20 protein-coding genes are annotated in these 16,305 nt (G+C 64.2%); 9 read left to right on the top strand and 11 right to left on the bottom strand.

What is annotated here, in order from left to right:
• Positions 1–416: 416 nt before the first annotated feature.
• Positions 417–1,121, top strand: coding sequence for a DUF805 domain-containing protein (locus AC56QQ_RS03385; protein WP_497125559.1), 705 nt, complete (start codon positions 417–419; stop codon positions 1,119–1,121).
• Positions 1,122–1,220: 99 nt separating this feature from the next.
• On the opposite strand, the gene AC56QQ_RS03380 is transcribed toward AC56QQ_RS03385, so the two are convergent.
• The 6 genes from AC56QQ_RS03380 to leuD form a co-directional block, all read right to left on the bottom strand.
• Positions 1,221–1,706 (bottom strand): GNAT family N-acetyltransferase, encoded by a 486-nt coding sequence (locus AC56QQ_RS03380; protein ID WP_497125558.1) that lies wholly within the window; start codon positions 1,704–1,706, stop codon positions 1,221–1,223.
• A 4-nt stretch (positions 1,707–1,710) separates the two neighbouring features.
• The gene (leuB, locus tag AC56QQ_RS03375; protein WP_497125557.1) at positions 1,711–2,814 is read right to left on the bottom strand and encodes a 3-isopropylmalate dehydrogenase; all 1,104 of its coding nucleotides are present in this window, start codon (positions 2,812–2,814) and stop codon (positions 1,711–1,713) included.
• Positions 2,815–2,911: 97 nt separating this feature from the next.
• A complete protein-coding gene (locus AC56QQ_RS03370; RefSeq protein ID WP_497125556.1) occupies positions 2,912–3,262 on the bottom strand; it encodes a VOC family protein in 351 nt (116 codons plus the stop codon).
• Between the two features lie 4 nt (positions 3,263–3,266).
• Positions 3,267–3,650 carry a RidA family protein gene (locus AC56QQ_RS03365; RefSeq protein ID WP_489858541.1) on the bottom strand — a complete coding sequence of 128 codons (384 nt, stop codon included), beginning with the start codon at positions 3,648–3,650 and terminating at the stop codon, positions 3,267–3,269.
• A 339-nt stretch (positions 3,651–3,989) separates the two neighbouring features.
• The gene (locus AC56QQ_RS03360) at positions 3,990–4,913 is read right to left on the bottom strand and encodes an Ivy family c-type lysozyme inhibitor (protein WP_497125555.1); all 924 of its coding nucleotides are present in this window, start codon (positions 4,911–4,913) and stop codon (positions 3,990–3,992) included.
• A gap of 71 nt (positions 4,914–4,984) precedes the next feature.
• Positions 4,985–5,590, bottom strand: a complete 606-nt coding sequence (leuD, locus tag AC56QQ_RS03355) for a 3-isopropylmalate dehydratase small subunit (RefSeq protein ID WP_256753227.1) — start codon at positions 5,588–5,590, stop codon at positions 4,985–4,987.
• 179 nt (positions 5,591–5,769) lie between these two features.
• Here leuD and AC56QQ_RS03350 point away from each other — a divergent pair, with 179 nt between their 5' ends.
• From AC56QQ_RS03350 to AC56QQ_RS03325, 6 genes are all read left to right on the top strand, one after another.
• Positions 5,770–6,195, top strand: a complete 426-nt coding sequence (locus AC56QQ_RS03350; RefSeq protein ID WP_497125554.1) for a GNAT family N-acetyltransferase — start codon at positions 5,770–5,772, stop codon at positions 6,193–6,195.
• A 103-nt stretch (positions 6,196–6,298) separates the two neighbouring features.
• Positions 6,299–6,610, top strand: coding sequence for an ArsR/SmtB family transcription factor (locus AC56QQ_RS03345; RefSeq protein WP_497125553.1), 312 nt, complete (start codon positions 6,299–6,301; stop codon positions 6,608–6,610).
• Positions 6,610–7,056 carry an SRPBCC family protein gene (locus AC56QQ_RS03340; protein ID WP_091575951.1) on the top strand — a complete coding sequence of 149 codons (447 nt, stop codon included), beginning with the start codon at positions 6,610–6,612 and terminating at the stop codon, positions 7,054–7,056. Before AC56QQ_RS03345 ends, AC56QQ_RS03340 begins: the two co-directional genes overlap by 1 nt.
• Before the next feature lie 44 nt (positions 7,057–7,100).
• Entirely contained in the window at positions 7,101–7,592 is a 492-nt protein-coding gene (locus tag AC56QQ_RS03335; RefSeq protein WP_497125552.1) for an SRPBCC family protein, read from the top strand.
• Between the two features lie 39 nt (positions 7,593–7,631).
• A complete protein-coding gene (locus tag AC56QQ_RS03330; protein ID WP_497125551.1) occupies positions 7,632–8,066 on the top strand; it encodes an SRPBCC family protein in 435 nt (144 codons plus the stop codon).
• A gap of 84 nt (positions 8,067–8,150) precedes the next feature.
• Positions 8,151–8,882 (top strand): DUF72 domain-containing protein, encoded by a 732-nt coding sequence (locus tag AC56QQ_RS03325; RefSeq protein ID WP_497125550.1) that lies wholly within the window; start codon positions 8,151–8,153, stop codon positions 8,880–8,882.
• A 48-nt stretch (positions 8,883–8,930) separates the two neighbouring features.
• Here the strand turns inward: AC56QQ_RS03325 and AC56QQ_RS03320 are convergent, their stop codons facing one another.
• From AC56QQ_RS03320 to AC56QQ_RS03305, 4 genes are all read right to left on the bottom strand, one after another.
• A complete protein-coding gene (locus AC56QQ_RS03320; RefSeq protein WP_497125549.1) occupies positions 8,931–10,097 on the bottom strand; it encodes an NAD(P)/FAD-dependent oxidoreductase in 1,167 nt (388 codons plus the stop codon).
• A 70-nt stretch (positions 10,098–10,167) separates the two neighbouring features.
• On the bottom strand, positions 10,168–11,781 hold the full coding sequence (locus tag AC56QQ_RS03315) for an ATP-binding protein (protein ID WP_497125548.1): 1,614 nt from the start codon (positions 11,779–11,781) through the stop codon (positions 10,168–10,170).
• Positions 11,772–12,464 carry a response regulator transcription factor gene (locus AC56QQ_RS03310; RefSeq protein WP_497125547.1) on the bottom strand — a complete coding sequence of 231 codons (693 nt, stop codon included), beginning with the start codon at positions 12,462–12,464 and terminating at the stop codon, positions 11,772–11,774. The genes AC56QQ_RS03315 and AC56QQ_RS03310 overlap by 10 nt, the downstream gene beginning before the upstream one ends.
• 3 nt (positions 12,465–12,467) lie before the next feature.
• Positions 12,468–14,012, bottom strand: a complete 1,545-nt coding sequence (locus tag AC56QQ_RS03305) for a DUF4153 domain-containing protein (protein ID WP_497125546.1) — start codon at positions 14,010–14,012, stop codon at positions 12,468–12,470.
• 472 nt (positions 14,013–14,484) lie between these two features.
• On the opposite strand from AC56QQ_RS03305, the gene AC56QQ_RS03300 reads away from it, so the two are divergent.
• Positions 14,485–15,375 carry an HpcH/HpaI aldolase/citrate lyase family protein gene (locus tag AC56QQ_RS03300; RefSeq protein WP_497125545.1) on the top strand — a complete coding sequence of 297 codons (891 nt, stop codon included), beginning with the start codon at positions 14,485–14,487 and terminating at the stop codon, positions 15,373–15,375.
• A 37-nt stretch (positions 15,376–15,412) separates the two neighbouring features.
• Positions 15,413–15,619: a DUF1737 domain-containing protein gene (locus AC56QQ_RS03295; protein WP_091575943.1), complete on the top strand. Its 207-nt coding sequence runs from the start codon at positions 15,413–15,415 to the stop codon at positions 15,617–15,619.
• Between the two features lie 206 nt (positions 15,620–15,825).
• Here the strand turns inward: AC56QQ_RS03295 and AC56QQ_RS03290 are convergent, their stop codons facing one another.
• On the bottom strand, positions 15,826–16,248 hold the full coding sequence (locus AC56QQ_RS03290; protein WP_091575942.1) for a metallopeptidase family protein: 423 nt from the start codon (positions 16,246–16,248) through the stop codon (positions 15,826–15,828).
• Positions 16,249–16,305 lie beyond the last annotated feature (57 nt).

Raw genomic sequence — 16,305 nt, 5'->3', positions numbered from 1 at the left:
GAGGTGAGATCTCGCCGGTCGCGACATGTTCCTGTTCGTAGGGAGCAAGCGGTCGAAACCGGCCTTCCCCGGACCGGAACGCCACCACGTCCACGCAAGGGTCGGGATCCGCCAACGCCGCGTCGATCAGAAAGCTCTCCACCCGCGGGATGCCCGCCAGACCCTTGCCGGGCGGCCACAACATCAGCCCGGTGGCGTCGATGGCCAGTGTCGGGGCGTTATGACCTCCCCGTCCTCGGTCACGACGCTGGCATCAGAACGCTCGGCTGTCATTGTCTGCTTTTGGCGAAAGCGATTGCACTTCCTGTCTTATGCTTCATTTGCCGCGGCGACGGTAGCCATGTCGCGCGGCCTTGCCGACAGGTTGGCCCCTGTGCCACACCTTGGCCCGGGACGTGGCGACAAGGGGGTGGGTGATGCGCGGCGAAGTGCTTCACTATGACGAGGATCAGGGCTTCGGCTTCATCACCGGGGCGGATGGCAACCGTTACACGTTCAGGCGCGAGGACCTGCGCCGCGAAACCGCCATGGCACGAGGCACGAGGGTCGAATTCCAGCCGGGCGGCGGCCAGGCGCGTGACGTTTTTTCGATCACCGCCCAGGCCCTGGCCAGCGATGCCAGTGCGAACGGGGCGGTGGCTCAAGCTGGCGATGCGCCGGCAGCGCGCGCCTCCCAGGCGCAGCATTTCGGCCGGTCCTCCGAGCCAGCCGAACCCACCGACCTGTGGGGCTATTTCTGGCGCGGCCTGACGGGCAACTACTTCAATTTCGCCGGCCGCGCCCGCCGCAAGGAATATTGGGGCTATTGCCTGTTCTGGACGATCGCTTTGCTGGCGATCGTTGGCATCGGCATTTTTGCCGATGTCGAGATGGGCAATCTCGACAGCGCCGAGATGCCTGCGGTGACGGTCGGGCTTTTCGGCGTTTTCCTGCTGGGCACGTTCCTGCCCGGCCTCGGCATGATCGTGCGCCGCCTGCACGATATCGGCCTGCCGGGCTGGCTCTGCCTGGTGATGCTCATCCCCTCCATCGGCGGCCTGATCATCCTGGTCTTCGCCCTGATCCCGACGCAGGCCAGGGAAAACCAGTGGGGACCGGTGCCGGCAGGGATCAGGGTTTAGTTATTACGTGCATATTGAAATCCGAAACAACCCTGAGTAGTATAGCTGCCAGGCGAAACAGGGGGGCAGGAAACCCCTGGGGACCGGTGCCGGCTGGCGTCAGGGTCTAGCCGCAACCACCAGTGACTCGCCCGACAATCTGAGGAAAATCTTCTGGCCATGGCGTTCGGCGCCGAGCCGCGCGTAGAAACGCAGCGCGCCCTCGTTCCAGTCCTCGGCGGTCAGGTCAATGCGGCCGATGCCGTGGCGACCGCAATGGTCGGCGAGAAAGCCGATCAGCGCGCGGCCGATGCCGGCGTTGCGAGCCTTGCCGCGCACGAACAGGTCCTTGAGGAACAAGAGCCGCTCGAGATCGATGCCGGGATGCGCGATCGCCACCGATGCCAGGCCGCTGACCTCTCCCTCCACGAGGGCGAGCGCGAAATGCGGATAGGCCGGACTTTCCTCGGCTAGCCATTTCTGCGCCGCGGCAAGGGCCCGGTCGGCGGCAAGAGGCGGCTGTCGGTAATGCACCGCCATCTCGCACAGCATGGCCGCGAGCGCGGCCGCATCCCCGGTCGTCGCCCAGCGGACGTCGACCGCCATCGGCTCAGCCCAGGAATTTGGCGATGATCGCATCGCCCATCTGCACCGTGCCGACCTCGGTCATGCCTTCGGACATGATGTCCTTGGTGCGCAGGCCATCGTCGAGCACGGCGGCGATGGCGCCCTCGAGACGGTCGGCTTCATCAACCATGCCGAAGGAATAACGCAGGCACATGGCGAAGGAGGCGATCATGGCGATCGGGTTGGCGATGCCCTTGCCGGCAATGTCCGGCGCCGAGCCGTGCACCGGCTCGTAGAGCGCCTTGCGCTTCTTGGTCTTGGCATCCGGGGCGCCGAGCGAGGCCGACGGCAGCATGCCGATCGAACCGGTCAGCATGGCGGCGATGTCGGAGAGCATGTCGCCGAACAGATTGTCGGTGACGATCACGTCGAACTGCTTGGGCCAGCGCACCAGCTGCATGCCGCCGGCATCAGCCAGCATGTGGTCGAGTTTGACGTCTGAATAGCGCGCCTTGTGGGTCTGGGTGACGACCTCGTTCCACAGCACGCCCGACTTCATGACATTGCGCTTTTCCATCGAGGTGACGTGGTTCTTGCGGGTACGCGCCAACTCGAAGGCGACGCTCGAAATGCGCTCGATCTCGAACGTGTCGTAGACCTGGGTGTCGATGCCGCGCTTCTGGCCGTTGCCGAGATCGATGATCTGCTTGGGCTCGCCGAAATAGACGCCGCCGGTCAGCTCGCGCACGATGAGGATATCGAGGCCTTCGACCACTTCCTGCTTGAGCGAGGAGGACGCCGCCAGCGCCGGATAGCAGATGGCGGGTCGCAGATTGGCGAACAGCTCCATGTCCTTGCGCAGCCGCAGCAGGCCGGCTTCGGGGCGCACTTCGTAAGGCACCGCATCCCATTTCGGCCCGCCGACGGCGCCGAACAGCACCGCGTCGGCCGCCATTGCCTTTGCCATGTCGGCATCGGAAATCGCCGCGCCATGCGCGTCGTAGGCGCAGCCGCCGACCAGACCGTCCTCGGTGACGAAGCCGCTGCCGAGCTTTTCGTTCATGGCCGATATCAGCTTCTTCACCTCGGCCATGGCCTCGGGGCCGATGCCGTCGCCGGCGAGCAGGAAAAGATGCTTCGTTGCCATGGAGAAACCGTCCCAGAAAGATTTTGAACCGCGGCCTTGCTAAACGCCAAGCGCTTGCGACGCAAGCCTGCAGGTCAACAGCTGGAGCACGATGTCGTCACCGATGCGAGAGAATGTTGACCAGCCTGCCATAGGGATCGCGCACATAGAAGCGCCGCACGCCCCAGGGCTCGTCGGCCGGCCCGTATTCGATGGCGAAGCCGGCGGTCTTCATGGCTTCAAGCGCGGCATCGACATCGTCGACCTCGATCGACAGATCCGGCACCGGCGTGCCGGACCCACGTTCGGTCATAAAGCTCACCTGCACGGCCTTCGTCTCGGCAGAGCCGTATGTGACGATCCAGCCCTGATCCATCAGGACATCAAGTCCGAGCACGTCGTGATAGAAACGCTTTGCCGCCGCGATGTCCTGCGTGGCGATGTTGGCAATGATGCGCTTGACCTTCATCCGATCAAGCTGTCCGCCGCAGCGCCGTCACCTCGATCTCGATCTTCATTTCCGGCTTGTTGAGCTGGCAGACGATCATCGTTGCCGCCGGCCTGATGTCGCCGAACGTCTCGCCCAGGATCGGGAAGACGATATCCACGAAGGCCTGGTCGGTGATGTAGTAATGCGCGCGCACCACATCGGCCATCGCGAAGCCGCCATCCTGCAACGCCTTGCCGATCGTCGCCAGGCAGTTGCGCGTCTGCGCCTCGATCGTCTCCGGCATCGTCATCGTCGCATAGTCGTAGCCAGTCGTGCCGGACACGAAACACCAGTCGCCCTGCACCACGGCACGCGAATAGCCGGCGGTCTTTTCGAATGGCGAGCCAGTGGAGATCAGTTTTCGCATGGAGGCCTCCTTACATTGATCCGCGTCGTCTAGCAGAGGAGGGTGACCCGGTCGTGGGCCAAGTCGAGCGGACAATTGTCACGATGCGGCGAAGTCCAGCCTCGGAGATTCCAGCCAGGGCATCTCTGGCATCGTCATCCTATGGCGAAGCAAGGAGGGTAGCGACGCGGCGCAGACCATAGGATCCATGCCACGACTTCAAGGCGTTGCAGCGCTACAGAATTATGCCCCGCCGCGCTCTTCGGCCGACGTCGCGGCATGGATCCTCGGGTCTGCGCTCCGCTGCGCGTCGCTCCGCCCGTGGATGACGAAAGCGCGATGCCAGCGCCGCCCGCACCCCTAATTCGCCGACCCCAGCGCCTTGTCCAACGCCTCCTTCACATCGGCCGGCCATGTCGTTACCGCCGGCCAGGCGTTCGGCTCGCCATTGTCGCCGCGGCGGGCGAAGTACAATTTGTGCCGGGCCGGGTCGACCGCCATGAAGCCGTCATTGCCGCCGCAATCATGCGGCACGCAGCCACTGGCATAGAAGGCGCCCGACGCGGTCTTTTCCGTGCCGCCGCCGACCAGCAGGCTGGTCGCCATGTCGGGCATGTCCTTGCCGAGCAGCTTTTCGGCCTCCTTGTAGACGGCCTCGTTGTGGAAGGCGTCGATGATGTTGTCGTATTTCGACGGATCGACATCCTTCCAGTCGGTGCCGGGCTCCGGCATGTAGGTCAGATTGCCGGAAGTGGTCAGCCCGCCGGTGGGCGACCATTGCAAAGCCGGCTTTGCATCGCCCGGCAACAGATAGGGCACGAAATAGATGGCGTTGTCGGACACCGCCGATGGCGGCGCGCCGCACTCGTCCTGTTCGACTGTCGTGCTCTGGATGGTGCCGCCTTCCGGCTTCCAGACGATCACCGTGGCCGGGCCGCATTGATTGCCGCCATCGCCGACATCGAACAGCGCCACCTTGACGCCGCCGACCTCGACGATCCTGTCGAAGAAGACGTCATAGTTGCTCGCCAGCTGCTGGCCGTCATAGGCAAGCACCTTCTCACCGTCCTGCTCCGGCTGGGTGATGGTCAGATGGCCGCCTTCGAAAGGCACAGGCGCTTGGCTGTCGTCATCGGAAGCGTCGGCGGTGCCCTGATCGGTGGCCGGCTTTTCAGCCGCTGGCGCCAGCTGCGCGGCGGGCGTCTGTGTTTGAGCCTGGGCATAGGCGGTAGGGGCCAGAAACAAGGCCAGCCCGCAAACGCCGGCTAGAAGCGAACGTGTCATGACTGTCCCTCCCTTCAGTCGCCACGAGCCCGGCCTGAAAGGGCCGGGCCTATCCGTCGGACAGGTGCCGCTCAGGCCCAGGGGCGCAGTTCCGCGTTGCGCTTTTCGAACGAGGCGATGGCGCCGGCCTTCTCCATGGTCAGGCCGATGTCGTCGAGCCCGTTGAGCATGCAGTGCCGCTTGAAATCGTCGAGGTCGAACTTGACCACGCCGCCATCCGGCCCGCGGATTTCCTTGGCTTCGAGGTCGATCGACAAAGTGGCGTTCGAGCCGCGCGAGGCATCGTCCATCAGCTTCTCGAGGTCCTCGGGGCTGACGGTGATCGGCAGCACGCCGTTCTTGAAGCAGTTGTTGTAGAAGATGTCGGCGAACGAGGTCGAGATGACGCAGCGTATGCCGAAGTCGAGCAGCGCCCACGGCGCGTGCTCACGGCTCGAGCCGCAGCCGAAATTGTCGCCGGCGACCAGGATCTGCGCCTTGCGGTAGGCCGGCTTGTTGAGCACGAAATCGGGATTCTCCGAACCGTCGTCATTGTAGCGCATTTCGGCGAACAGCCCGGTGCCAAGCCCGGTGCGCTTTATCGTCTTCAGATAATCCTTCGGGATGATCATGTCGGTATCGACATTGACGATCGGCATCGGAGCGGCGACGCCGGTGAGCTTGGTGAATTTTTCCATGGCTTTGGCCCGTGTTTTCGTTGCGGGAGGATTTGCTGGGGCCCGGTTTACACAAAGCCGCGGGCAAATAAAAGGCAACTGTTTGTGCTGGTGACCCAAGCCGGACCGCATGTCGCCCGAAAGTGGCCTCGGCGCGAAAGTGGCTTCGAATTCGCCGGCCTATGGTGCAGTCTGCGGTTATGGCGGAAAACTCCCAGATCCTCTACGCACGCGAACCAGAGCTCGACGTCGCCGAGTTCCGCCGCGTGCTGGTGGAATCCGGCCTCGGCGAAACCCGCCCCGTCGATGATGAAGCGCGACTGCGGGCGATGCTGTCAGGCGCCAATCTGGTGCTGACGGCGCGTCTCGATGTGGAGGGCAAGCCGCTGATCGGCGTTGTCAGGGCCGTCACCGACTTTTCCTGGGTCTGCTACATTTCCGAGCTCGCCGTTTCCCAATCGGCGCAGGGACTGGGCATCGGCAAGGGCCTGATGGACGAGGCGCGGCGCCAGCTCGGGCCGTCCGTTGCCGTCAGCCTGATCTCCATGCCCGACGCCGTCGGCTTCTACGAGCGCATCGGCATGAAGCACATGGCCGACGCCTTCTGGTTCTCCCGCAAGCGCTGACGCTTTCCACTCATGATCGCCTGCCTGACAGGACAGGCAACTTTTCGTGATCCGCAAGCCGCCTTGACATGCAACCAAATGGTTGCATATTAGAGCCATGAGCATGGCTGCCGTCTTTCGCGCACTGGCCGACCCGACACGCCGGCAATTGCTGGACAGCCTCCATGCCAGGAACGGGCAGACGCTGAACGCGCTGTGCGCGGAGATGGACATGACGCGCCAGGCGGTGACCAAGCACCTAGCGATCCTGGAGGAGGCGAACCTCGTCACCACCATCCGCAAGGGGCGCGAGAAGGAGCACTACCTCAACCCCGTTCCCATCAACGAGATCGCCGACCGCTGGATCGGCAAGTTCGAACGGGGACGGCTGACCGCCCTCAGCGACTTGAAGAAACGCCTCGAAAGGGAAGACTGATGAGCAACAGCTTCGTTTACGTGACCTACATCCGCACCACGCCCGAAAAGCTCTGGGAGGCGCTGACCGACCCGGAGTTCAACCGGCAGTTCTTCCTCTGCTCCTATCAGGAGAGCGATTGGAAGGTGGGCTCCAGCTGGAAGCTGATGTTCCCCGACGGGCGCCTTGCCGACAGCGGCGAAATCCTCGAGATCGACCCGCCGCGACGCCTGGTGATCAAATGGCGCAATGAATGGATGCCGGAGGTGAAGGCCGACGGCTACACGCGCTGCACCTTCACCATCGAGCAGGACGGCGAGTTGATGAAGCTTGCCGTCACCCATGAGGCGGACGGGCCGCACAGCCTGATCGGCAACGTCGCCAAGGGCTGGCCGCTGGTGCTGGCCAGCCTGAAGAGCCTGCTCGAGACCGGCAAGGGTTTTGAGCGCCCGCCATCAAAAGGCTGAAAGCCTCGTTTCGATACCGAAACAAATATCAGGCGGAGGCATCGATGATGCATGATCCTGTGATACGGAGCATGACCAACGGCGAGACGATCATGGCATCAGCCAGGATCGAAGCGCCCCCGGAGCGCATCTTCAGCGCGCTGGTTACGGATGAGGTCGAGCAATGGTGGGGTTCAGCCGACACCTACCGGATGACAGATTGGTCGGCCGACCTGCGCGTCGGCGGCCATTGGAACGTCACTGTGCGCTGGGCTGACGGCAAGAACCTGCCGGCCAGCGGTGAATTCCTCGAGATCGAAGCGCCGCGCCGGATCGTGCAGACGCGCGCCTATCAGTGGGATCATCCCACGCTTGGCCGGCGGCAGACCACGGTCGCCTGGCTGCTGGAGCCGGTCGCCACCGGCACCCGCGTCACCATCTGCCATGGCGGCTTTGCCGGCCAGGGTGAAGCAGCGGCCGAACATGCCGAAGGCTGGGGACGGGTGCTGAGCTGGCTGCAGACTTATGCGAGTTCGGGATGCCGGGCTGCAGCCTGACGAAGCTTCTTGTTGTCCAACCGTGAGAAGGAGGATGCCATGAAGGAAATCATGCACGAGATCAGCATCAAGAGCGCTCCGAGCACGATCTACCAGGCGTTGACGCAAGCGGACAAGCTTGCGCAATGGTGGATTCCCGACACGCGGGGCGAGTCCAAACCCGGCAACATACTGGAGTTTCGCTTTGGAGAGGGCTGTCAGCTCATGCGGGTGTCCGCCCTCGAACCGGACCGGCTGGTGTGCTGGCAGCCGACGGAAGAGGACGATTCGGACTGGGCCGGAACGCAGGTCCAGTTCACCGTTGTGCCCGTCGACGGTCAGTCTACTGTCCAGTTCCGGCATTCAGGATTTCGCGGCAATGCCGAGCGCTATCCCTACTACTCGATGAGCTGGGCGGTATTCCTGCTGAGCCTCAAGCAGCTTGTCGAGGACGGCGAGGGATTCCCGTTTCCGAACCGCTGGATCCACCAGTAAGGCAAAGTCGATCCGGAATCTTGACCCGTGCACTTGGCTGCACCTCCGCCTTGACCCGCACTGCATCTGGCCCACATCCTCGGCATGGGAAAGCGCGGATGTTTCATAGGCACGGCTGGCTGGGGCATTCCGACGCGATACAAGGAAGACTTCCCACAACCCGGTTCGCATCTTGAACGATATGCCCATCGCCTTCCGGTCGTCGAAATCGACACGTCTTTCTACAAGCCGCATCGCCGCGAGACCTATGAGCGCTGGGCACGCGCCGTGCCGGAGCACTTCCGCTTTGCCGTCAAGACACCGAAGGCGATGACCCATGAGCATCGTCTCGTCGATTGCGATGCGCTTGCCGACGTGTTTCTCCAACAGATCGAAGGTCTCGGCGCAAAGCTGAGCATACTTTTGGTCCAGCTGCCGCCGAGCTTGCGCTTCGAACCGGATATCGCGGGCGGTTTCTTCGACATGTTGAGCAAGCGAACCAAGGCCAGGCTCGTATGCGAACCGCGCCATCCGAGCTGGTTCGAAGCCGAGGCGGAGGCGCTTCTGGCCGGTTGCCACGTCGCACGTGTTGCGGCCGATCCGGCCCCGGTCCCCGCCGCCGCTGTGCCGGGCGGCTGGTCCGGCCTTGCCTATTTCCGCTGGCACGGCGCGCCGCGCGTCTACTATTCCGACTACGATGCCGAAAGTCTCGACCGGATCGGTCGGCAGGTGAAGGTGGCGGCCGCTACGGGCGCGGAGGTCTGGGGCATTTTCGACAACACGGCCGGAGGCCATGCACTCGGCAACGCCCTCGCTGTCGACGCGATGGTTATCTAGCCGCGGTCTTCCCTTCTCCCCCTGTGGGAGAAGGCAGGGCGGCCTCACTCAAATCACATTCAATTCCCGGAACGCCCGTCCCTCGGCCACGCGTTCGTAGCCGAACGCCGAGCAATCCACAGTGCGGTAGCCACCATGCACGATCAGCTCGGCCAGCGCCTTGCCGACCGCCGGTGCCTGCTGCAGGCCGTGGCCTGAGAATCCGTTGGCGAACAGGAAATTGCCGACCTGCGGATGCGGCCCGATCACCGCGTTCTGGTCGAGCGTGTTGTAGTCGTAATGGCCGGCCCAGGCGCGCGTCGGCTTGATCGCCTCGAAGGCCGGAATGCGGGTCGCCAGCACCGGCCAGATCACCTCTTCGAACAGCGGCCAGTCGACGTCGAAATCCTTGGGATCAGCGGGGCCGTCGCCCTCTTCCGGCTCGGCACCACCGGTGAGGTAGACCGAGCCTTCCGGCCTGACATAAATTCCGGAGGGATCGACCAGCAGCGGCATGTCGGCGTATTTCTCGCGCGCCTCGAAGACAAAGACGTTGCGCTTGCGCGGCTCGACCGGCAGCGCCAGCCCGGCCATCGCGGCAACCTTGCCGGCATTCGGCCCGGCGGCATTGACGACGATGCCAGCCTCCAGCGTCTGGCCATTGTCGAGGCTGACGCTGGTGATGCGGCCGCCCTGCCGCTCGATGCCGGTGACATCAGCGGTGATGAAATCGATCTTCTTCTCCCGCAGCGCCTTGCGGAACAGCATCAGCATCGCATGCGCGTCGAACCAGCCCTCGCCGGTCCGGCCATAGGCGCCGGCGGAAATGCCCTCAGTCGACAGCCACGCGAAGCGCCGCGTCAGCTGCTCGGCGTCCTCGAACACGATATCGGCGCCCTCGGCGATCTGCGCCTCGTGATTGGCCTTGAGGATCGGTAAGCCATTCTCACCGGCGAGAATGAGATAGCCGCCCTCGCGGAAACCGATATCGGCGTCGGCACCGAACTCTTCCTTGAGCCGCCGGAACAGTTTCAGCGTGAATTGCGACAGCCGGATGTTTTCGGGAATGGAGAATTGCTGACGGATCGAGGCCATGGACAGCGTCGTCGCCGCGTGGGCGAATTGCGGATCGCGCTCGATCAGCGCGATCGAGCCGGAAAACCCTTCCTCGCGCAAATAGTAGGCGATCGAGGATCCGACGATGGCCCCGCCGATGATGACGATGTCGTAGCGCACGCTTTTGCCTTTCCTAGCCTGGAGCATGACCCCGAAAAGTGGGCACCGGTTTCGGAATCAGGCTCCAATTTCATACAACCGGCAGATTGATCTCGAAGCGCGTGCCGCGTTCGGAGTCAACCAGCCTGATCGTACCATCATGCGCTTTCAGGAGGGCCAGCACGATGCCGAGGCCCATGCCGGTGCCGCCCGAATCGCGCCGCGTGGTGAAGAACGGCTCGAAGATGCGCGCCCGGTTGCTGGCTGAAATGCCGGCGCCGTCGTCATCGACCTGGATGGTCGCCCTGCCCTCGGCGTTCGCCGCCGTGACCGAAACCTGCGTCGCGCCATGCCTGGCCGAATTGTCGAAGAGGTTGGCAAGCACGATGGCCCCGTTCTCGGCCGATATGCGCAAGGTCAGATCGCCGCCGGCCTCGACGCGGACCGCCAGCCTGGTGTCGATCGGGAGCAGCGCCAGCACCGCACCAATCGAGGTGCTTTCGCCGCTCGGTGCACGATTTTCGGCGCGCGCCAGCTCAAGCAGGCGCCGCACCAGCAGATTGAGCCGCCCCGCATCGGTGACGATATTGTTGGAGAATCGCCGCCGCTCACCCTCGTCCATCGCCGAACCGGAATCGCGCAGCAGCTCGGCCGCGCCCTGGATCGCCGTCAGCGGCGATTTGAGCTCGTGCGAGACATGAGTGGCGAACGTCTGGATGCTGTCCGACCGCGCCTGCAGTTTTTCCGCCATGTCGAGGAAAGCGGCGGAAAGCTCCGCCATCTCGTATGTGCCGTGATGATCGAGCGGCCTGATGGCGTCGCGATCGCCGGCGGCTATGCGCTGGGTGCGGTCGATCAGCGCATAGATCGGGCGGCTGACGGTGCGCAGGAAGACCAGGCCGATGAGCAACGTGCCGCCAAGGATGGCGATCGCCGCCAACGTCACCTTGCCGCGCTCGCCATAGAGATGTTTTACAATGTTGTTGGGCGTCCGCGAGACATAGACCACGCCGGCGACCCGGCCCTCGACGGCCACCGGCAAGGCGACGAAGACCCGCACCCTGGTGCCGCGGCTGACCGAATAGAGCGGCGGCGCCGGCTGGTCCGGGATGCGCAGCCTGAGCGCACTGGCATAGCCGCCGGTAAGCGCCTCACGCACTTCTTCGACATTGGCCAGCGACAGGCCCACCTCGCCGCGCCCCGCAATGACGACGCCTCGGGGGTCAAGCAGCCGGAAGCCGGCCAGCGTGGTTTTCTGCGTGGCGTCGAGAATGCCGGACAGGCGCGCGCCGATCGCGGCGAAGGCAGGATCGGCAGTCGCGGCCACCGCCGCCGGTCGGGTCGGAAGCACGGTGTCCGAGGCGAGATCGAGGCGCGGCTCGATCGGGCGGTAGTCCGGGTCGATACTTCGGCGCGGATTGGCGCTCCGGCTGGCGTCTCCGCCGCCCTGCGGCATCTCTGCGCCGAGTTTTTCCGGCGCAATGCCGGCGTCGCGCACGTCCTGCGCATAGATGGCGGCGATGGCGGCACCTTGCGCGATCAGTTCCGCTTCGGTCTGGCGGATCAGCTGGTTCTCGTAGAGCCGGAAGAAGAACAGGCCGACCAGCGGCAATGCCATCACCATGACCAGGATGGCGACGACAACCGTGGCGAGACGCGGCCGCCACTTGCGGCCGATCCATTTGCGCGAGGTCGTCAGCCGCATCGGCCGAGCCGGAAGCCGACGCCATGCACGGTCTCGATGACATCCGGGCAACCCAGCGCCGCCAGCTTGGCGCGGATGTTGCGGATATGGCTGTCGACGGTGCGGTCGGCGACATGGACCTTGCCGGCATAGGCACTGGCCATCACCGCGTCGCGGTCGAGCACATGCGTGGGCCGCGCCATAAACCCCTTCAGGATCGAGAACTCTATTCCCGTCAGGGCAAGCGGCTTGCCATCGAAGCTGGCGGCGTGGCTGGCCGGCGCCAGGGCAAGCTTGCCGTGCGCGAACTGCCTGTCGTCGGCCGGTTCGGCCGGCGCCGGGCGGGCGCGCCGCAGAATGACGTTGACGCGAGCGACCAGCTCGCGCGGACTGAACGGTTTTGTCACATAGTCGTCGCCACCCATTTCGAGCCCGAGGATGCGGTCGATCTCCTCGTCACGCGCCGACAGGAACAGCACCGGCACGTCGGATGTGTGCCGCAGCCGGCGGCAGACCTCCAGCCCATCCATCTCCGGCATGCCGATGTCGAGCACGACGAGATCGGGTGCCCGGCGTCCGATCGCTTGCAGGGCGGCGGCGCCATCGGCCACCGCTTGCGTCCGCATGCCGGCCTTTTCCAGCGCGAAGCAGATCACTTCGCGAATGTGCGGATCATCGTCGGCGACGAGGATGTGATGCGGCATGGATCAGCGGCCCGGCACGTAAGGTTCGGTAGCGGAAGGAATCACGAGCGGGCCTCTCCTGTCGAGATAACGATTGAGCCGCCAGTCGCGAAAGCTCCAGGCCCGCCAGTTCTGCTGGGCGATGCGATACCAGCCTTCGTCGATCCCACGCAGTCTGGCAAGTTCGCGGACAGCGCCGGCGGCGGGCGTGTTGTCCTGATGATCGAAGAAACGATCAAGCGCCGGAAACGCGCTTGGGCCGAGCGAACGCAGATACCAGGCGTCGAGGGTAATGCCCTGGCCAGTCATTTCGAGGGAATGGTCGACATTGTAATTGGCGATCATGGCTGCGAAGTTGATGAAACAGCAGGCATAAAGCGTCGCCGATAACGTCAGAAGATTGGCGGACAGCAGCCATTCACTGGATTTTCCAAGCGCGATGCGGGCGATGATCAGGGCAAGGCCGGCCGCCACCAGCCCCATCCAGACAAAAGCGGCAACGCGCCAGTAGGTCAGTGCATAGATGCCGATATAGAGGTCGAGGCGCAAGATCGACGAGATGACCAGCATGATGTTCTGCGCCACCCAGGCATAGACCAGCCGGCGGATGACCGGGTCGGCCGATGCAGCACTTCCGGGTCGCAGCGCCGCCAGCACGAAGCCGGCGGCAAGCAGCGCGGTGACGACCAGGGGATAGGCGCCGCGATGCGCGTAGGCGGCGTAGCTCAGTCCGTCGGGAAGGGCGGCTCCGCCCCACAGATAGGCGGCGTCGAGTCCGGTCTGCAGCGCAAACAGCATGTTGAAGATGACAAGCGCACGAAGAATGGCCGCCTTGCCGAACAGGATGTCCTCGATGTTGGTGACGGTTCCCTCGGATCGAGCGCTGACGTCAGCCACCGGCGCCGCGCGCGGGAGACGACGGAACAGGCGCGGCAGGCGTGGCCGCAGGAAGGCCCAGACGCCGGCGAGCACGACCAGCCAGAAGGCAATCCGCGCCAGATGGATGAGATCGAGCAGCTTCAGAAGGTCGATCAGCGACAGCCAGTAGTCGATGACCGGGTTGGCGGCGCCGAACAGCGCCAGGAAGACCGCGCCCAAGGTCAGCGGCATGACCCAGACGGCGAGCGCCGCCAGGCGGATGCGGCGCCGGCCAAACCGGCGCGCCGTCTTGCGCCAGCGGATGAAATCCCGAATGAACCGGAACGGCGCCGCCAGCAGGAACAGCCCGATCTGGCCGGCAATGCGGGCGATGCCGTGTCGCAGACGGCCGCTGAGCGAAAGCGCGAAGATAACCATGGCCGCAAGCGCGACCGACACGGACAAGGCGCTGACATTCTCCGTGAGCGGCAGCAGAGCGACAAGCAGAGCGGCAGGCTTGATCCACAGCCTGCCGTCGCTGAAGGCGGCGGGATGCACGGCGACGACGGCAGCGGCAATCAGGATGGCGAACAGGAAAACCGTGATGCCGACGGGCTGGCCGTAGAAGAGAAAATCCGCAAGTGCTGCCAGCAGCACGGCAATGCCGAAGCGGCTGCAATAGCCCGGCGCGGCGGTGAACAATGATGTCATGACCTGGCCTTCCCAATGGCGTTGAGCCTGGTTGTCGGCGGGCTCCTGCGGACAAAGGGAATGAGGATCGCCGCCGGATTCGCGCGCGGCGGATCGACCAGCCACCAACCTTCGCAACGCAGCCGATAGGGCAGGGACCAACGGGGTTTTGCTCGCTTTTCCATGCCGCCTGTCTCGCAGGCCGGCCAGGAAACGATTGGGCGGATTGGAGGAGGTTTTCCGCAAGCATGTGCAGTTTCCGTGCAGAGGCTGCGCTTCGCGGCTGGTGCGCTGCCCGCCATCTTTCCGAACGTTGGCGCTGCCCAGCCAGGCTCCTTTCCTCTCCCTCGATCGACGGGGGAGAGGAAGGGTTCCCTTCCGCAACTGCTGCAAAGGACGGGCAATGAGGGGCAGCGCAAGCTTTCGCGGTTGGCTCGTATCAGGTACCGGTCGGACGCTTGCCTCCACCAGCCGCACGCGGCATAGATCAGGCATGGATACCTATCGCCCGCGCCGTTCGGTGCTCTACGTCCCGGCCTCCAGCGACAAGGCCTTGGCCAAGATCGCGCAGCTTTCCTGCGACGCCGTCATCGTCGACCTCGAGGATGCCGTCGCCCCGGCCGACAAGGTTGCCGCGCGCGAAAAGCTGGCGGGGATTTTCGCCAACCGCCCGGTTGCCAACCACTTTGGCCATCGCTGCGAGATGGTGGTGCGCGTCAACGCGCTGGCCAGCGAATGGGGCGCCGCCGACCTGCTGGCCGCTGCAAGCTGCGAGCCGGATGGCATCCTCTTGCCCAAGGTCGACACGCCGCGCGACCTGCTCGAGGCCGGCGATGTGCTCGACGACAATTTTGCCCCCGACAGCGTGAAAATCTGGGCGATGATCGAGACGCCCAAGGCACTGCTCAACATCGGCACTATAGCCGAACTTGGTCGGGATCCGGCCTCACGACTGGCTTGTTTCGTTGCCGGAACGAACGATTTGGTCAAGGATACCGGCGTGCTGGCGACACCCGACCGGCGCTATCTCGTGCCGTGGCTGATGCAGATGGTGCTGGCGGCGCGAGCCGGTGGCCTCGACATGCTCGATGGCGTCTCCAACGATTTTCGCGACCTCGACGCCTTCGCCCAGGAATGTGTGGAAGCGGCCGCCATGGGATTCGACGGCAAGACCCTCATCCATCCGGCCCAGATCGAGGCGGCCAACCGCGCCTTTGCGCCGTCCACTCAAGCCGTGGCCGAGGCGCGCCTGGTCAGCCAGGCCTTCGCGCTTCCGGAGAACGCCGGCAAGGGCGTGATCGCGCTGAATGGCAAGATGGTCGAGCGGCTGCATCTGGCGCAGGCTGAAAAACTGCTGGCGAAGGCAGCCGCCATCGGCGCATGATCACCGGCGGGAATATCCCTACGACAGGAATTGACGGATGAAACTCTATCGCTTTCTGACTGGCCCGGACGACGCCAGCTTCTGCCACAAGGTGACGGCGGCGCTGAACAAGGGCTGGCACCTGTTCGGCTCGCCGACCTATGGCTATGACAAGAAGGCCAAGGCCATGCGCTGCGGCCAGGCCGTGGTCAAGGATGTCGACGGTCAGGAATACGGGCCCGATACCAAGCTCAGCGACTGGTAGGGTTTGCAAAGCGCCGACGCAGGCTGTGTCGGGATTCAGGTCAGGCCGAGTCGGAGTCGGGCGCGAAGCGACCAAACGGGTGGTGCCTGAGAACCGGAGCGGAGCGTACTTGGGTACGTGAGCACAGTTCTACTGCGGCGCAGTAGAACGGGGAAGCGCAGGGGACCGCCATTTGCAGGCCGGCGTCACCTGAATATCGGCACAGCCTACTCCGCCGCTTCCTCGATCCGCTCCATATCATCGTCCGACAGGCCGAAATGATGACCGATCTCGTGGATCAGCACATGGGTGACGATGTCGCCCAGCGTTTCCTCGTTTTCGGCCCAGTAGTCGAGCATGGCGCGGCGGTAGAGCGTGATGCGGTTCGGCCCTTCGCCGGTCTGCGGATTCCAGCGTTCGGCGATGCCGCGTCCTTCGAACAGGCCGAGCAGGTCGAACGGCGTTTCCAGCGACAAATCGTCCATGATCTCGTCGGTCGGGAATTCGGCTATCTGGATGATGATCTCGCCGGTCAGCTTGCGGAACTCCTCCGGCAGGTGGGCGTAGGACTCCAGCGCCAGGAACTCCAATTCCTCCATGGATGGCGAGAACTGGTCGTGCCAGGTGCGGGTCTTGTAGATGCGGGCCATGCTTTGTCCTTTGAACCCGGCATATAGGCTTTCGCACCGGAATCGGCAAATGACGCG

The sequence above is a fragment of the Mesorhizobium sp. RCAM 05099 genome (assembly GCF_059683685.1).
This window is presented reverse-complemented; position numbering and strand designations above follow the sequence as displayed.

What these genes read in the sequence shown, in the direction of transcription:
- leuD (WP_256753227.1), bottom strand. Translation starts at nt 5,590, where the DNA reads ATGGAAAAATTCACCAAGCTCACCGGCGTCGCCGCTCCGATGCCGATC.
- AC56QQ_RS03315 (WP_497125548.1), bottom strand. Translation starts at nt 11,781, where the DNA reads ATGCGGCTGACGACCTCGCGCAAATGGATCGGCCGCAAGTGGCGGCCG.
- leuB (WP_497125557.1), bottom strand. Translation starts at nt 2,814, where the DNA reads ATGGCAACGAAGCATCTTTTCCTGCTCGCCGGCGACGGCATCGGCCCC.
- AC56QQ_RS03340 (WP_091575951.1), top strand. Translation starts at nt 6,610, where the DNA reads ATGAGCAACAGCTTCGTTTACGTGACCTACATCCGCACCACGCCCGAA.
- AC56QQ_RS03360 (WP_497125555.1), bottom strand. Translation starts at nt 4,913, where the DNA reads ATGACACGTTCGCTTCTAGCCGGCGTTTGCGGGCTGGCCTTGTTTCTG.
- AC56QQ_RS03335 (WP_497125552.1), top strand. Translation starts at nt 7,101, where the DNA reads ATGATGCATGATCCTGTGATACGGAGCATGACCAACGGCGAGACGATC.
- AC56QQ_RS03345 (WP_497125553.1), top strand. Translation starts at nt 6,299, where the DNA reads ATGGCTGCCGTCTTTCGCGCACTGGCCGACCCGACACGCCGGCAATTG.
- AC56QQ_RS03300 (WP_497125545.1), top strand. Translation starts at nt 14,485, where the DNA reads ATGGATACCTATCGCCCGCGCCGTTCGGTGCTCTACGTCCCGGCCTCC.
- AC56QQ_RS03385 (WP_497125559.1), top strand. Translation starts at nt 417, where the DNA reads ATGCGCGGCGAAGTGCTTCACTATGACGAGGATCAGGGCTTCGGCTTC.
- AC56QQ_RS03290 (WP_091575942.1), bottom strand. Translation starts at nt 16,248, where the DNA reads ATGGCCCGCATCTACAAGACCCGCACCTGGCACGACCAGTTCTCGCCA.
- AC56QQ_RS03310 (WP_497125547.1), bottom strand. Translation starts at nt 12,464, where the DNA reads ATGCCGCATCACATCCTCGTCGCCGACGATGATCCGCACATTCGCGAA.
- AC56QQ_RS03365 (WP_489858541.1), bottom strand. Translation starts at nt 3,650, where the DNA reads ATGCGAAAACTGATCTCCACTGGCTCGCCATTCGAAAAGACCGCCGGC.
- AC56QQ_RS03380 (WP_497125558.1), bottom strand. Translation starts at nt 1,706, where the DNA reads ATGGCGGTCGACGTCCGCTGGGCGACGACCGGGGATGCGGCCGCGCTC.
- AC56QQ_RS03350 (WP_497125554.1), top strand. Translation starts at nt 5,770, where the DNA reads ATGGCGGAAAACTCCCAGATCCTCTACGCACGCGAACCAGAGCTCGAC.
- AC56QQ_RS03325 (WP_497125550.1), top strand. Translation starts at nt 8,151, where the DNA reads ATGGGAAAGCGCGGATGTTTCATAGGCACGGCTGGCTGGGGCATTCCG.
- AC56QQ_RS03305 (WP_497125546.1), bottom strand. Translation starts at nt 14,012, where the DNA reads ATGACATCATTGTTCACCGCCGCGCCGGGCTATTGCAGCCGCTTCGGC.
- AC56QQ_RS03295 (WP_091575943.1), top strand. Translation starts at nt 15,413, where the DNA reads ATGAAACTCTATCGCTTTCTGACTGGCCCGGACGACGCCAGCTTCTGC.
- AC56QQ_RS03330 (WP_497125551.1), top strand. Translation starts at nt 7,632, where the DNA reads ATGAAGGAAATCATGCACGAGATCAGCATCAAGAGCGCTCCGAGCACG.
- AC56QQ_RS03370 (WP_497125556.1), bottom strand. Translation starts at nt 3,262, where the DNA reads ATGAAGGTCAAGCGCATCATTGCCAACATCGCCACGCAGGACATCGCG.